The 15,019-nt window shown below is 69.5% G+C and carries 10 protein-coding genes; 3 read left to right on the top strand and 7 right to left on the bottom strand.

Going from position 1 to position 15,019, the window contains the following annotated elements:
* Window positions 1-7: 7 nt before the first annotated feature.
* The 5 genes from C3L37_RS16090 to C3L37_RS16070 form a co-directional block, all read right to left on the bottom strand.
* A complete protein-coding gene (locus tag C3L37_RS16090) occupies window positions 8-796 on the bottom strand; it encodes a helix-turn-helix transcriptional regulator (protein ID WP_129115621.1) in 789 nt (262 codons plus the stop codon).
* 297 nt (window positions 797-1,093) lie between these two features.
* Entirely contained in the window at window positions 1,094-1,516 is a 423-nt protein-coding gene (locus C3L37_RS16085) for a GIY-YIG nuclease family protein (RefSeq protein ID WP_129115620.1), read from the bottom strand.
* A 3-nt stretch (window positions 1,517-1,519) separates the two neighbouring features.
* The gene (locus C3L37_RS16080; protein WP_228546288.1) at window positions 1,520-1,879 is read right to left on the bottom strand and encodes a 2Fe-2S iron-sulfur cluster-binding protein; all 360 of its coding nucleotides are present in this window, start codon (window positions 1,877-1,879) and stop codon (window positions 1,520-1,522) included.
* Between the two features lie 100 nt (window positions 1,880-1,979).
* Window positions 1,980-2,606 carry a DNA protection during starvation protein gene (gene dps, locus C3L37_RS16075; RefSeq protein WP_129115618.1) on the bottom strand — a complete coding sequence of 209 codons (627 nt, stop codon included), beginning with the start codon at window positions 2,604-2,606 and terminating at the stop codon, window positions 1,980-1,982.
* A 104-nt stretch (window positions 2,607-2,710) separates the two neighbouring features.
* The gene (locus tag C3L37_RS16070; RefSeq protein WP_228546287.1) at window positions 2,711-3,004 is read right to left on the bottom strand and encodes a hypothetical protein; all 294 of its coding nucleotides are present in this window, start codon (window positions 3,002-3,004) and stop codon (window positions 2,711-2,713) included.
* Between the two features lie 31 nt (window positions 3,005-3,035).
* Between C3L37_RS16070 and C3L37_RS16065 the strand changes: the two genes are divergently transcribed.
* Window positions 3,036-5,384, top strand: coding sequence for a DEAD/DEAH box helicase (locus C3L37_RS16065; RefSeq protein WP_129115617.1), 2,349 nt, complete (start codon window positions 3,036-3,038; stop codon window positions 5,382-5,384).
* Between the two features lie 103 nt (window positions 5,385-5,487).
* Entirely contained in the window at window positions 5,488-5,643 is a 156-nt protein-coding gene (locus C3L37_RS24435) for a DUF7563 family protein (RefSeq protein ID WP_164974775.1), read from the top strand.
* A gap of 122 nt (window positions 5,644-5,765) precedes the next feature.
* On the opposite strand, the gene gghA is transcribed toward C3L37_RS24435, so the two are convergent.
* Complete coding sequence (gghA, locus tag C3L37_RS16060; RefSeq protein ID WP_129115616.1) at window positions 5,766-8,198, bottom strand: glucosylglycerol hydrolase; 2,433 nt, start codon at window positions 8,196-8,198, stop codon at window positions 5,766-5,768.
* Window positions 8,195-10,198, bottom strand: a complete 2,004-nt coding sequence (malA, locus tag C3L37_RS16055) for an alpha-amylase MalA (RefSeq protein ID WP_129115615.1) — start codon at window positions 10,196-10,198, stop codon at window positions 8,195-8,197. Before malA ends, gghA begins: the two co-directional genes overlap by 4 nt.
* 225 nt (window positions 10,199-10,423) lie before the next feature.
* On the opposite strand from malA, the gene C3L37_RS16050 reads away from it, so the two are divergent.
* The gene (locus tag C3L37_RS16050) at window positions 10,424-14,959 is read left to right on the top strand and encodes a glycoside hydrolase family 15 protein (protein ID WP_129115614.1); all 4,536 of its coding nucleotides are present in this window, start codon (window positions 10,424-10,426) and stop codon (window positions 14,957-14,959) included.
* Window positions 14,960-15,019: the final 60 nt, after the last annotated feature.

Genomic DNA, 15,019 nt, shown 5'->3' with positions numbered 1-15,019 from the left:
GCGCCGTTCAGTCGTCGGACGGCGACCGGAGGGGCGCCGCGCGCTCCCAGTGCTCGTCGATCAGCTCGTGCGCCCACCCGACCGCCGCCGGGGCGCCGTTGCCGATGAACACGCGGCCGCCGCCGTCCCCGTAGACGAGAACGCCGACTTCCGATCCGTCCGGCGTGTCGGCGACGAGCAGGCTGTACGGTATCGTCTCGTCCGCTCGTCGCAACGAGAGCCGTCCGGTCGCGAGCGTCTCCTCCAGCGCGTCGCGGTGGGCCGACACGAGCCGTCCGACGACCGCGTCGGCCAGCACGACGTCCGCGGTCAGCTCGCGCTCCACGATGCTCTCCCGGTAGGTCTCGACCTGCTGCGGCATGACGGCGGGCGCGATCGCCCTGACGTGCGTCGCCCGGGAGACGATGTCGCCGAGACGACTGACCGGCACGTGCGGCGAGTGCCGCTGCGCGTGAACGATCTCCGCGTCGTCGAGGACCGCGGCGTCGAACTCGACGTCGGATGGGAGTTCCGAAAGCGCCTCCGAGCTTTCGACGAGACCGCCCATGCGCGACCTGAAGGCGTCGTACTCTTCGAGCGCGAGCCGACCCGGCAGCGTCCGTCGGTACGTCCCGTCGACTCGCTCTATGAGCCCGATTCCTTCGAGTTCGCGGATCCCCCTGTCTATCGTCGACCGCGAGACGTCGAGATCGTCGACCAGATCGCGCTTACGGACCCCGTCCGACCCGGCTGAACGGAGCACGCGCCCCCGGCGCGCGACGACGGCCATGACTTCGCTGGGGTCCGGTCGTGTCATCGGATAGTGTAGCCCGGAGGGAAAACATAAGGCTTCGGTTGCAACACATTAAATATAAAAAGCCGAAAAGTATAAATACTGTCCGTCAGACTCCGTTCGATGTCCCGATAAATGACGTAAAGAGATGAGAGGCGTATATCAATAACGCCGGGGTGCCTCTGACAAACCGGCAATTCGCTGCGGATCGGACGGCCCTTGCCCGGACCGTCCGGCCCACGAGGGGGTCGCTTCCCCACGCTGACGCGGCCTCGCCGACCTTGCCCGGATCGGTCGGGCCGCCCGGGGAAGATCCCCCGTCTACCTTCTCACTTCTGCCTCGTGAGCGGTTTCGACGTCGTCCACGAGCGAGCGAATCGACTCGCGGTACGCGAGGTGTGACGGACAGGCGCAGTCCGACGCCCCGAAGCCGTCCACCGGCCCGGAGCCGAGCCGCCGAGCGACGGCGCACTCGATGTCCTCTCCGGGCGTCTCGACGGCGGTCCGGAGCGACGAGTCGGGGTGGCCGGCGAGGAAATCGACGTGCCAGTGGCGCGCGTCGCGTTCGCCGGCGGCGACGCGCCTGTGTCTGTCGACGCGGGCGAGTCCACCCGGGCCGAACGCGCTCCCCGTGTACGCGTATCCGCCGGCCGGAAACTCGCTGTCGCCGAGCGCGCCGACGTGTATAGCGTGTGGCGCCGGGAGTTCGAAAATCAGCGTGTACGTGCCCTTCTTCTTCCCCATCGTTTATCGTTTCGCGCGGCCCGGCGGCTTGTCGTGTTCGGCCCTGTGGTCGAGCATCTCTTCGTGTTTTCCGACCTCGATCCGGAGGTCGGAACGCGGTTTGGCGGTGCAGGTGAGGATCAGGTTCTCCTCCTCGTCCGCCTCGTAGTACCGTTTCGCCGCCGACTGATCGACGCCCCCCCGCAGGAGACGGGCGGCGCACGTCGTACACCACCCCTGTTGGCAGTCGGCCGGGAGCCAGATTTCCTCGCCCCGCGCGGCGGCGAGGACGAACTCGTCGGGCGACACCTCGATCTCGATCGTCTCGCCGGCTTCGTCGAGATCCGCGTCCTCGGGAACGACGATTTCGACGGTGTGGGACACGTGCGAACCGTGGGACGGCGGGGACATAAGCGCCGCGACCGCGGCCGAAAAAACGATCAGGGCGAAAAAACGACCGAGATCGAAAAACGACCGAGGTCGGTCAGGCGCTCTCGTTGAAGCGGTTGTTGGTGGACAGCGGCGCGTCGCCGGGTTCGCCGCGGACGAAGTGGCCGGCGGGGTTGACCTCGCCGTCGCGCTCCATCGACAGGAGTTCGACGAACCAGGCCTCGTGGTCGATCTCCTCCTGGAGGATGCGCTGGGCCATGTCGAACGTCCGCGGGTCGCAGTCGCGGGTCATGTCGACGACCGCCGACCAGGTGCGGATCGCACAGCGCTCGGCTTCGAGCAGCACTTCGAGGATGTTCTCCGCCGTGGGATCTTCCGGCAGTTCGGCGTGCGGGCAGGACGCGCGGTACATGAACTCGCCGATGTCGACGGGGATCTTGCCGTCGAGTTCGTAGACGCGCGGGGCGACGAGCTCGAAGTGTGCGCGGTCTTCGAGCCGGGCGTCCTCCGTGATCTCTTTGTAGTCTTCGTTCCCCGCGAGGTGCATTCGCAGGTTCGTGTAGTAGTAGTACGTCGAGAACTCGGCCGCGATCGCGTCGATCAGCTTCTCGCGGATCGCCTCGGGATCGCCGCCGCGCTCGCGGATGATCTCCATCCCGACGCGCTTTGTCGTATCTCCCGGTTCGACGCCACCGGATGCGTGGGGCTTCTGCTCGGACATGGGACTCCACCCGAAACAACGTTCGTCTCCGACTTATTTATTCTGTCTTAGTGTGAATTGATATTTCTAATATAGATTTACGTTTTTACGATCGGAGAAGATATCTACGTCATTCGCTGCCAGCTGGTGGCTTTCTCCAAAAGGCGGTCGGCAGGCTCCCTCGCATCGGGGGTCAGCGAGTGGACGCCGTGGTACGGATCGGGGTTTCGATCGACGCCGGTCGCGGTTCGAACCGCGTCGGCCGGCGATTCGTAGTTGTCGCCCACGACGTCCCCCACGAGGACGGGCATCCCGGCGCGGTCGCACAGTTCCCGCGCCGCCTCCCGACCGGTGCGGACGGCGTCCGCCGCCGGGTCGACGAAGACGAGCGCGAACGAAGCGGCCCCCGCCGACCACAATCGTTAGGCGCGGTCGGACCGGAGTGCGGACGTGGACGACCTCATCGGGTGGCTTCGGGATCGTCCCTACTACGAGGGGCAGATCCGCGACCACCGGCGGACGCCGGGGCGCGACCCCGAATTCGCCGACCTCGACCTCGAACCGCGGCTGGCGAGCGCGCTGGCCGATCGGGGGGTCGAGCGGCTCTACCGCCACCAGTCGGACGCGGTTCGCGCCGTCCGCGACGGGCGGAACGTCGTGCTCGCGACGCCGACGGCGAGCGGCAAGAGCCTCGCGTACACCGTCCCCGCCTTCGAGCGCGCGATGGATCACGGGGGCCGGACGCTGTACCTCGCGCCGCAGAACGCCCTCATCGCCGATCAGGAGGAGGCGCTCTCGGGGCTGGCTCGCGCGCTCGGCTTCGGCAGCCGCGTCTCCGTCGCGCAGTACACCGGCCGGTTGTCGAAGCGCGAGAAACGGGAGGTGCGCGACCGCCGACCGACGGTCGTGCTCTCGAACCCGGACATGCTCCACTACGCGCTGTTGCCGTACGCCCGCCGGCTCTGGGAGTGGTTCTTTTCCGGCCTCGAGACGGTCGTGATCGACGAGGTGCACGACTACCGGGGCGTGTTCGGAAGCCACGTCGCGCTGACGCTCCGACGGCTCGCTCGCGCGTGCGAGCGGTTCGGATCGGACCCGCAGTTCGTCTGCTGCTCGGCGACGATCGGCAACCCGGTCGAGCACGCCGCCCGGATCACGGGTCGGCCGGCGTCGTCGTTCGCGCTCGTCGACGCGGACGCGAGCGGGGCCGGGCCGCGCCACTGGCTCATGTGGAACCCGCCGGAGTACCGGACGGAGGGGCGAGCCGGAAGCGGCCGTCGCAGGTCGAGCCACGTCGAGTCCGAGCGCCTCTTCGTCGACCTCGTCGCGCGCGGGCACCGGACGCTCGCGTTCACCCGCGCCAGACAGACCGCGGAGCGGTACGCGACGGAGAGCGCGAACGACCTGCGCGAGCGCGGCGACCGCGACCTCGCCGGACGGATTCGGGCGTACCAGGCCGCCCTGGGACACGACCGGCGGCGCGAGATCGAAGCGGGGCTTCGGTCGGGCGACGTTCGCGGCGTCTGGAGCACGAGCGCGCTCGAACTCGGCGTCGACGTGGGCGGCCTCGACGCGGTGATCCTCGACGGCTACCCCGGGACGCGCATGTCGACCTTCCAGCGCGCCGGGCGGGCGGGACGGGGCGACGACCCGGCGCTCGTCGTCCTCGTCGGCGGCGAGGATCAACTCGACCAGTACCTGATGGGGAACCCCGAGGACCTCTTCCGCGGCGACGCCGAGCGCGCCGTCTCGGACCCCGAAAACGATCACCTGCTCCCCGATCACGTCGCTTCGGCGGCGAACGAGAACTGGCTGTCGACCGACGACGAGCGACACTTCGGCGATCGTTTTCCGGGGATCGTCGCGGCGCTCGAAGCCGAGGGGCGACTGGCACGACGGGACACCGCGAAGGGCGTCCGATGGACCTACGACGGCGGGGGGAGCCCCCAGCACGGGATGAGCCTGCGGACGATCGGCGACCGAGAGATCGACCTGCTCGACCGCCGATCGAGCGACGTGATCGCCTCCCTCTCGTTCGCCGACGGTCTCCGGGACGCGCACCCCGGCGCGATCTACCACCATCAGGGCCAGTCCTACGAGGTCGTCGAGCTGGATCTCGACCGCGACGTGGCCGAACTCCAGCCCACGTGGGCCGACTACTACACGCGAATGTTGAGCGACAAGGAGATCGCCGTCGAGGCGGACCTCGACGAGAAGCCGCTGCGCGCGCGACCGGACGCCGCCGTCCGCTTCGCCGACGTGACCGTCACGACGCGTGTGACCGGATTCGAGCGCCGCGATCCGCGGCGCGGCGAGGCGATCGGCCGCGAGACGCTCGATCTCCCGGAGACGACGTTGCGGACGAAGGCGCTGTACTTCGCGGTCCCGCCGGACGTGGAGGCGACGATGCGCGAGGAGGCAGGCGGAAGGGAGGGAGCGACACCGAACGACCGGCGGTTCGACGGGGGCATCCACGCCGCCGAGCACGGGATGATCTCGCTCTTCCCGTTGTCGTTGCTCTGCGACCGCGCCGACGTCGGCGGCCTCTCGACGCCGGTGCACCCCCACACCGGCCGGAGCACGATCTTCATCTACGACGGCTACCCCGGCGGCGTCGGCCTCGCCCGCGGCGGCTACGAGATCGTGGAGACGCTCTTGGCGCGGACGGCGCGGCTCATCGACGACTGCGAGTGCGCCGACGGCTGTCCGGCCTGCGTCCAGTCGCCGCACTGCGGAAACGCGAACGAACCGCTGGCGAAAGGGCCGGCCGTGACGCTCCTCGACGCGCTCTCAGAGTGAACCACGTCGGGGACGAAATCGGACGCGAGCGGCGGGCCGAGCGCGCCGAAAATCGTCGCCGGCCCAAAAATATAGGTCCCATGACAGCCACGATACGGTTAGCATGCCGGAATGTCAGAACTGCGGGGCGTTCGTGACGGAGAGGTACGTCCGGGTGTTCGCGCCGGACGGCTACACCGACGTTCGCGTGTGCCCCGCCTGCGAAGACAAAGTTCGCGACGGCGCGTCGGTCCGCGAAGCACGATCGAAGCGTCTCTGAGGAGGGGTGACGGATGTCCGATTGAGGTGTCAGCTGCCGCTCTCTTTCGGGAGATTTGCGGCGAGCGCGCGCTCACGACCGCGTTCGCCGCGGTCGACGGGGCGAGACGACGGCCGGAGGGGTCACGGTTCGCGCGTCCAGACGACCGCCTCGCCGTTGTCGAGCACGCGCGCCGAGGAACCGTCGTCGATGCCGGGAGACGCGAGCGCCACCGTCCAGCCGTCCGCAGGGAGATCGGGAGCATCGAGCGACGCCGGCGTCACGGCGACGGGAACCCCCTCCATGTTGGCCGCGAAGAGTACGTGCTCGTCGCCCGCGGGAGATTCGCGGAAGCCGTAGTACAGGACGGTGCCGTTCGCCGGGTGGCGGTAGGTGAGGAAGTCGCGGCCATCGAGGTCGTCGCGGAGCCACGGCCGGTCGTGTCGGAATCGTCGCGCCGCGAGGGAGAAGGCGGTCCGCTCGTCGTCCTGTTCGTCGGTCCAGTGACCGAGGTTGGCGAAGTCGTGGACGTCGGCCATCCAGGCGTCGGCGAACGCCTCCAGATCCGACGCGTCGAGGTCGGAGCCGAGCGGCGAGTCGAACGCCGAGAGCATCGCGGCCATCGCGTCGAGGTCGTAGTCCGTCGCGTCCACCGCCGCGGCGAGCGCGCGCACGAACGACCGGAGATCGTCGCGATCGCGAAAGCCCGAGTTCTTCAGCCGACGGAAGTGGGTCGGGTCGTCGAAGTCCGCGGGGCGGATCTGCCAGTCGACGAAGTTCGACTCCTCGGAGACGACCTTCACGTTCCAGATCGCGTCCGTGTCGCGGACGAACCCCCAGGGAGCGCGCATGTTCGCGTGGACGAAGTCCATCGGCACGCCCGGCATGGCGCAGTAGAACAGCGCGTCCGCGGCGGCGTTGTCGTACGCCTCGTCGAGCGCGTCCGGAAGCGTCTCGCCGAGGTAGGGGTTGACGGGCGACTGGTTGAACTCGGCCGTCGCGTCGATCTGCGTCCCCCGTCGGATCGTGTCGTGGTTCGCGACGCCGGTCAGCCAGTGACCGCCGAAGTCCGCGATCTCGCGGACGCGCCACCACTTCGTCGCCCAGAACGTGAGCAGGGCGGGCGTGTTGTGCGCGAACGTGATCGGCGACCACTGGAACGAGTGGGGGTGCTGCTCGATGAGCGACCGGTACGTCGAGGCGAGTTCCCAGTCCCCGCGCGGCCACGGCCGGCCGTCCTCGTAGATCATCCACGGGCGGTACGTCCGGCCGCCGACCGTCTGCACCACCGCGTCCATCTCGGCGAGGAACGCGTCGTCGTGGACGTTCTCCTCCCGCTCTTCGTCCCAGTACGTGAAGTCCTGCGCGCCGTCGACGCGGATCCCGTCCGCGCCGAAGTCCATCTTCCGGCGCTGCATCTCCAGGAGGATCGCCCACACGGTCGGGTGACGGTAGTTCAGATGCTGGCCGTACATCCCCGGCCCCTCGAAGAACTGGTCGGCGAGCAGTTCGAGCGCGCCGTCGTCGGCGTGACCCAGCGCAATGTCGAAAACGACCTTGATCGGCTCCGGAAGGGAGTGACACGCCGCGATGAAGTCGACGAGTTCGTCCGGCCGTCCCGTCTCGAGGATCGCCGGATTCGTCGCCGAGAAGGCGGAGATCACGATGTCGTACCCCCAGTTTATCGCGTCGGGGCGGGAGACGGCGACCTCGATTTCGGCGGCGTCGGACGCTGCGTCCACCGGGCACCAGTGTCCCGGGTGATCCTCGCGTTCGGTGATCGGTTCGACCGGCATCACCTGGATCCCGTCGTACCCGGCGAAGTTGCGCTCTGCGGGCGTCAACGCCTCGTCCGCCCGCAGCTTCCGTCCGATCTCCTCGTACCGGCGCGTCAGGCCCGCGAGCGTCCCGGAGGGTGTCGCCGTCCCGGGGTGGATTTCGAGCACGCTTACGGCGGGGTCGATCCGCGGGATTCCACCGTCGCCGGTGGTCGAAACGCGCTCCTCGTCGGTGCCGAGCGCCTCGAAGTACTCGCGGTCGGGGCGGTCGCGATCCAGCCGATCGACGTCGTAGAACTCGGCCGGCGCGAACGCGCCGAACGGGACGGAGGCGGCGAGCGGATCGACGATCGCCCGTCGCTCGCCGTCGCTCTCGTAAACGAGCTGGTACAGCGATCCGAGTCGGTCGCGAGTCCCCGGACGCATTCCCTCGATCACGCCCCAGTGATACTCGCCACGTCGACGAAGCGGAACGAACTCGCGGCGGAAGGAAAGCGTCGCGTCCGACGGGCCGTCCCCCGACTCGGTCGCGAAAACGTCGTCCGCGAGGTCGACCTCCTCCGCGGGGGTCAGGACTTCGAGGCGGACGTTCTCGGGCGTGACCTCCGCGTCGAGCAGTTCGGGCGTCCAGAATCCGACGCGCGCGCGGCCGTCGACGCAGCGCGCCCCGAGGCGCGTGACGAGTTCCTTCGCGGCCTCGAACTCGTCGTCGTGGCGCGCGAACACCTCGTCGTGCCACGCGAGGAGGTCCGCGGTCGGACCGTCGAGCAGCCGGCAGCGCCCCCGTTCGGCGGTCATCGGCGAACAGGTAGCACCGCCACGTCCTCGACGACCAGCGTCCCGTCGTCGGCGACCGACTCGTCGCTCACGAGGTCCGTCGAGTCGACCTCGGGGCCGACGGAGACGGCCGCGGGTTCGGTGCCGAAGTTCAGCGCGACGACGTACGCCTCGGCCGACGCTCCGACGGACGCCGAGCCGTCGTCCCGCGCGCCGTCCGCGGTCCCGTCGCCCGCCGCCGCGTCGTCCGCGACCCGCCGCTCGAACGCGACGACGCGATCCGAATCGCTCTCGTAGTCCACGCGTCGGAATTCGCCCCCGAACCCGAGCGCCGGGGTGGCGTTTCGCGCCTCGACGAGCGCCTCGTAGTGCCGGCGCAGGTCGTCGTTGGCGTGTTCCCACGCGAGCGCGTCGCGTCGACCGAGCTGGCCCAGCTCCTGTCCGGCGTACAGCATCGGGACGCCGGGGAGGGTGAAGAGCGCACCCGCGGCGGCGAACGCCGCCGCCTCGCCGCACTCGACGAGGTAGCGCGTCTCGTCGTGGTTCTCCTGGTAGAGCATGAACGACGCGTGGTCGGGGAAGCCGACCGCCGTGCGCTGTTCGACCGCGTCGATGATCGCGTCGGCCGGTTCGTGACCGTTACCGACCTGCCGGAGCGTGAAGTACAGCGTCGTGTCGAAATGCATGTCGAACATCCCGTCGTGGAAGTCCGCGATGTACGGAATGGTCTCGTCGAGGAGCAGGAAGTCGCGGTCGCGGGCTTTCACGCGGTCGCGGAGTTCGCGCCAGAACGGCGCCGGGACGGCCCACGCCATGTCGCAGCGGAAGCCGTCGACGTACGCCGACCACTTGTCGATCGCGTCGAGCAGGTGGCGGCGGACCCGGAGGTTGTCGAAGTCGAAGTTCGCGATCTTCTCCCAGTCGAAGTACGTCCCCGGCTCCCCGTTCTCCTGCCACTCGTACCAGTCGTAGTACTCGGAGTCGGGGTCGCGGTAAGCGTCCTCGAAGAAGGGGTGCTGGCGCGCCGAGTGGTTGAGCACGAGGTCGAAGAGCACCTTCATCCCGCGCTCGTGGGCGGCGTCGACGAACGCCGCGTAGTCCTCCTCGGTGCCGAGGTCCGCCGCGATCGAGAAGAAGTCCGTGATGTTGTACCCGTGGGGGGCGTCGTCGTTCTGTAGCACCGGCGTCAGCCAGAGGCAGTCGACGCCGAGGTCTGCGAGGTAGTCGAGGCGCTTTTCGAACGCCTCGAACGCGTTCGCGGACTCCGCGTCGTCGGAGGCGAACCCGCGGACGTAGATCTCGTAGAGCGTGACCCCCTTCGACCACTCCGGCGGGTCGTTGAGCCGAACGACCTCGACGGCCGCCCCGTCGCGCTCGATCGACACGGCGTCGGGGACGCTGTACGACTCGCCGACAGCGACGGCGTGGACGCGCGCGCGATCCGGCAGCGCCGCGACGGGGACGCGAAGCTCCCGGCCGTCCGCGTTCACGTCGCTGGGGGAGAGGCCGTCGCGGTCGTCGAGGACGAACTCCACGTCGAGGTCCTCGCGGGGTCGGTCGCTCTTCGGGTTGGGTCGGGGGTCCGCGCGGACGACGATCTCGTCGCCCTCGCGCTCGCCGCGGAGCTGGATTCGCGGCCGGCCGCCGCCCCCGCCGCCCTCGCCGCGCGCGCCGCTCCCGGAACCGCTCACGCCGCCGCTCCGCAGGGGGCGGGCGGCCGAGCCGCTCGCGAGCCCGCTCGTTCCGCTCGCGCCGCCCGCGACGTCGGCGGGCCGGAGGTCGCCGGGGAACGCGCGGACGGTGAGCCGATGGATCCCGTCCGGCGCGTCGAGTTCGACCGCGTACCGACCCGGCTCGTCCGGGACGAAGTGTTCGACGGCGTCGGTGCCGAGCGAGGCCGTGCTCGTCACCGGCGCGCTCTTGATTCGCCAGCTGTACGTCGCGTCTGGGTCGGGATCGCGCGGGGCGAGTTCGACGGCGTCGCCCACCGCGACGAACCTCGGCGGACCGGGGTGGTGCATACCTCCCTCTGCGCGCTCCGATACTTTGTTTTTGTCCCTCGGTGAATTATTGTGCCGCCGAACGGTCCGGTTCGTCCGGAAGAAATCGTCGTAAACGATTTTTTATTAATTCGGAGGGAAACCGGATATACTCCGTCGACGGGGGTCGAGTCGTCGGTTTCGGTGATCGATCCGCATCTTGCGGATTCCGGCAATACTTATGCCGTCGGCGACGGCTTTCACTCCATGCGACTCCGAACCGCCCTGAACGACTACAAGCGAAACCGCGGCGAACACTTCCCGGAGGAGTGTCCCACCGCGGCGGGCGCATTCTCGGGCCACGGCGACCGGCTCGTCTACGTCGATCCAGGCGGCTTTCTGCGCGATTACTCCTCGGCGTTGTCGGGGCTGTACGGCATCGATCGCTCCCGTTTCGGCATCGAGACGCCAGAGCGGACCTACTGGTTCGACGAGCTACACCCGGTGCGCCAGCACTACTACCGCGAGACGAACGTCGTCGAGACGGAGTACGACGCCGGCGCGTTCACCGTCCACCAGTACGACCTGACGCTCGGGCGCGCCCACCTCACGCACGTCGAGCTCCGCGGGGCGATCCCGGCCGACGCACACCTGACCGCCTTCGTCACGCTCGCCCCGGAGGGGAGGGAAACGCGCGTCGGTCGCCTCATCCACGAGGGAGCCGGCCCGGACGGGACGAAGGCAGTCGAGGTGTTCCACCGGACGGAACACGATTACGTCACCGCGTCGACCGGTCTCGACGACGTGCGCGGGCAGATTCCCGAGCGCTTCGACGAGATCCTCTCCGACGAGGGGTTCGAGTTCCCCCGCGAGGCGGTCCTCGAAAGCTACGAGGACACGCACCTCAGCGGCGACATCGTGGTGAGCGCACCGCTCGAACGGGAGGGCCGGGCAGCGCGGACGACGCTCGTCACGCAGCTTTCGAACCACGCGGAGATGACCCGCGAGGAGGCGCTCGCCGACCTCCGCCACTGCGCGACGCACCACGCCACCGCGGAGGATCTCCGCGAGGCCGGCCGCGCGCGGGCCGAGGTGACGGTTCCGGAGAACGCCCCCCGGTCGAACGTCGTTCGGGAAGACCTCCGGGTGCTCTCGCTTCTGACCGCGCCGACGGGCGCTCGGATCGCCGCGCCCGAGTTCGACCCGTTCTACGCGCACTCGGGCGGCTACGGCTACGCGTGGTTCCGCGACGACGCCGAGATATCGAAGTACCTGCTCGACGTCGACGACCTCCTCGATCTCGGTCTCGGCGAGCGGCTGGAGACGAGCGCCCGCTTTTACTGCGAAACGCAGCGCCCCGACGGCACGTGGCCCCACCGCGTGTGGGCCGTCGACGGCACCGTCGCGCCCGGGTGGGCGCACGGCCGCGTGGAGGGTGCGGAGGGCGACGAGTACCAGGCCGACCAGACCGCGAGCGTGGCCGCGTTCCTCGCGACCCTGCTCCGTCGGCGCGGGACCGAACTGCCGCACGACGTGGCGGGGGAGATCCGCGGAACCGTCCGAGACGCCGTCGACGGACTGGACGCCACGCTGGGCGACGACGGACTGCCGATACGCTGTCAGAACGCCTGGGAGAACATGAGCGGGCGCTTTACCCACACGGCGGCGACGTTCCTCGGAGCGTACGCCGCCGTCGCCCGCGCGCCGCTCGGCGACGACCTCCGCGAGCGCGCCGCCCGACGCGCCCGCGAGGTTCACGACGGACTGGACGCGCTCTGGGACGAGTCGAGCGGACACTACGCCCTGCGGCTCGATCGGGGGGAACCGGACCCCCGACTCGATTCGAGCACGCTCGCGCTCGTCTCCGCGTTCGAGGAGTACGAGGCGATCGAGGACCTGAGCGAGACGGATCTCGACCGCCTCGACTCGCACGTGTCGGCCACCCTCGACGGGCTGTACCGCGACCCCGCGGAGGGGGCCGTCGCCGGACTCGTCCGATTCGAGGCCGACCGGTGGCGCAGCGCCGAACAGGACGGGGAGAAGATCTGGTCGGTCTCGACCGCGTGGGGCGCGAGCGCCGCCGCCAAACTCGGGGATCTCCTCGAAGGGTACGGCCGGGACGGCGAGACGTTCCTCGATCGGGCGGCCGACCTGTACGAGCTTCTCGAACCCGGCGGACCGCTCTGCACCGAGGCGGGCTACCTGACAGAGCAGGTGTTCGACGACGGGACGCCGGACAGCGCGACGCCGCTCGGCTGGTCGCACGCGCTCAGGCTGCACACGACCGCCTTCCTGCGCGAGCGCGACGCGCTTCCGGCGGCGAAGCCGGCCCCGTCCGGACCCGGCGACCGGCCGCGGTGGACGACCGGCGAGAAGTACGGCGTCGGCACCGTCGCCGACCACGGCGACCCCGATCCCTCGCGGGTGTGGTTCACGCTCACGGAGGGCGCGCTGACCGAGGTCAGGTTCCCGCGCGTCGACCTGATGAACCTCCGGACGCTCGATTTCCTCGTCGTCGACGCGGACCCCGAGTCGACGTACACGGCGCGGACCCACAACGAGACGCGGATCGACGACGCGGCCGACACCGTCGAACGCCGGGCGGAGATCGTCGAGGACGACGCGCTCGCGTTCCGGCACACGATCTCCGAGGGGGGCGACGGTCGCGGTCACCGCTGGACGCTCACCGTCGAGTACGCGACCGACCCGACGCACGACGCGCTCCTCTCCGAGATGCGATTCGACGCGGAGGACGGAAAGGAGTACGAGGTGTACGCGATCGCCGACGCCGCGCTGACGAACACCGGAACCGAGGACCGAGGGCTCAGGCTCGGGCGCTCCGGCGGCTACCACCTCGTCGCTCGCGATTCCAGCGCGTACGACACCGGACGGGCGAGCGAACCGCTCCTCATCGACGAAAACGGCGAGGAGTACAGCGTCGCCGTCGCGCTCACCGCCGCGAACAGGTTCGAGTGGGCGACCGTGGGCGTCGCCGGCTCGGAGCACCTGAGCGGGCTGTTCACCGACGGGGAGTTACCCGAGTCGTGGGAGCGGATCGACAACGAGAACGTCGTGCTCGTCGGCCGAATCGGGACCGGTTCGACGCTCGACGAGACGCTCGCGCTCGGCTTCGCCGAGCAGGCGGACACGGCGGCGGCGCTCGGCGAGGCGGTCGGGGCGCTCACGCGTGGCTACGAGACCGTCCGCGAGGCGTACGTCGACTCCTGGGCGGACTTCCTCTTGGACAAGCCGCTACCCGAGAGCGTGCGGAGCGATCCGGCGCTCGAAAACCAGTACAAGGCGTCGCTGATGGGGTTGCGGGCCGTCGAGGACAAGACGTTCCTCGGGGCGGGGATCGCCAGCCCCTCGGTGCCGTGGGGCGAGGCGGTCGCGGCCGAGGAGTCGAAGGGGTACGGCTACAACTTCGTCTGGGCGCGCGACCTCTACCAGGTGTTCACGGTGTTCGAGGCGGTCGGCGACCTGAAGACGGCGACGGACGCGCTCGCCTACATCTACGAGTACCAACAGGACGAGCGTGGGTTCATCCCGCAGAACACCTACCTCAACGGCCGGACGCGCTGGGGCGGCGAGCAGATGGACAACATCTCCTTCCCGCAGGTGATGGCCTACTCCCTCCGGGAGCGCGGCGTCGACTTCGAGGAGGTACCGTACGGCTACGAGAACGTGAAGCGCTCCGCGGACTACGTCTCGCGCAACGGCCCGCCGACCGCGCAGGAACGGTGGGAAGAAGAGGCGGGGTACTCGCCCTCGTCCATCGCGGCGGAGGTCGCGGGGTTGGTCTGCGCGGCCGCCATCGCCCTCGACGAGGGCCACGAGGCGGACGCGCTCGTCTGGCTCGCGCTCGCGGACGACTGGGCGGCGAACGTCGAGGCGTGGACCGCGACGGAGACGGGTACCGACCTCCACACTCGCACGCCGTACTACGTCCGGGTCACGCGGGACGGCGACCCCGAGGCCGGCCACCTGCGGACGCTCGCCAACAACGGCCCGACGCTCGACGAGCGCGAGATCATCGACGGGGGCTTCCTCGAACTCGTGCGCCTCGGGATCAAACCGTGGGACGACGAAGCGATCAGGAACTCGGTCGCCGAGGCCGACGAGACGATCCGCGTCGACACGCCGCACGGCCCCGCGTGGTACCGATACAACGGCGACGGCTACGGGGAGCGCGACCTCGACGAGGAGGGCGCGCCGTGGTCCATCGAAGCGAAGGGGCGGGGTCGGCTGTGGCCCATCTTCACGGGCGAGCGCGGCGAGTACGAGCTCCTCGCTGGCACCGAGGAGGGGCCGCTCGCGCCGGAGAACCTCCTGCGGACGATGGAGGGGTTCGCCAACAGCGGTCGGATGCTCGCGGAGCAGGTGTGGGATCGCGAACACGAGACCGAGTTCAACTGGGAGTTCGGCGAGGGGACCGGGGCGGCGACGCCGCTCGCGTGGAGCATGGCGCAGTTCGTCCGCCTCGCGCACGGCGTCGACGCCGGCGAACCGGTCGAGACGCCGGCGTTCGTCCGCGAGCGGTACCTCGACACCGACCGACCGGCGGGACCGTCGGTGCGCGTCGACACCCGGTTCGAGGGCGACAGGCTGGAAGTCTCCGGCGAGACCGACGGCGCGGTCGTCGCCGTGCGGACGCCGGCCGAGACGGCGTTCCTCGAACCGGAAGACGGACGGTTCGAGACGATGCTCGACATCGGTCACGGCGAGAACCAGATCGTCGTCGTCGCGGCCACGGGCGAGGACCTGACCGTCGCCGGGACCACGGTCGAGCGGTTCACGCTCTGACGGCGGTCCCGATCCGTCGCCGTTCGCAGACGTAGCCAGGAGGGCGAGTCCGTGGTCTTT

The organism is Halegenticoccus tardaugens (assembly GCF_004116405.1).
Lineage (GTDB): Archaea > Halobacteriota > Halobacteria > Halobacteriales > Haloferacaceae > Halegenticoccus > Halegenticoccus tardaugens.
This window is presented reverse-complemented; position numbering and strand designations above follow the sequence as displayed.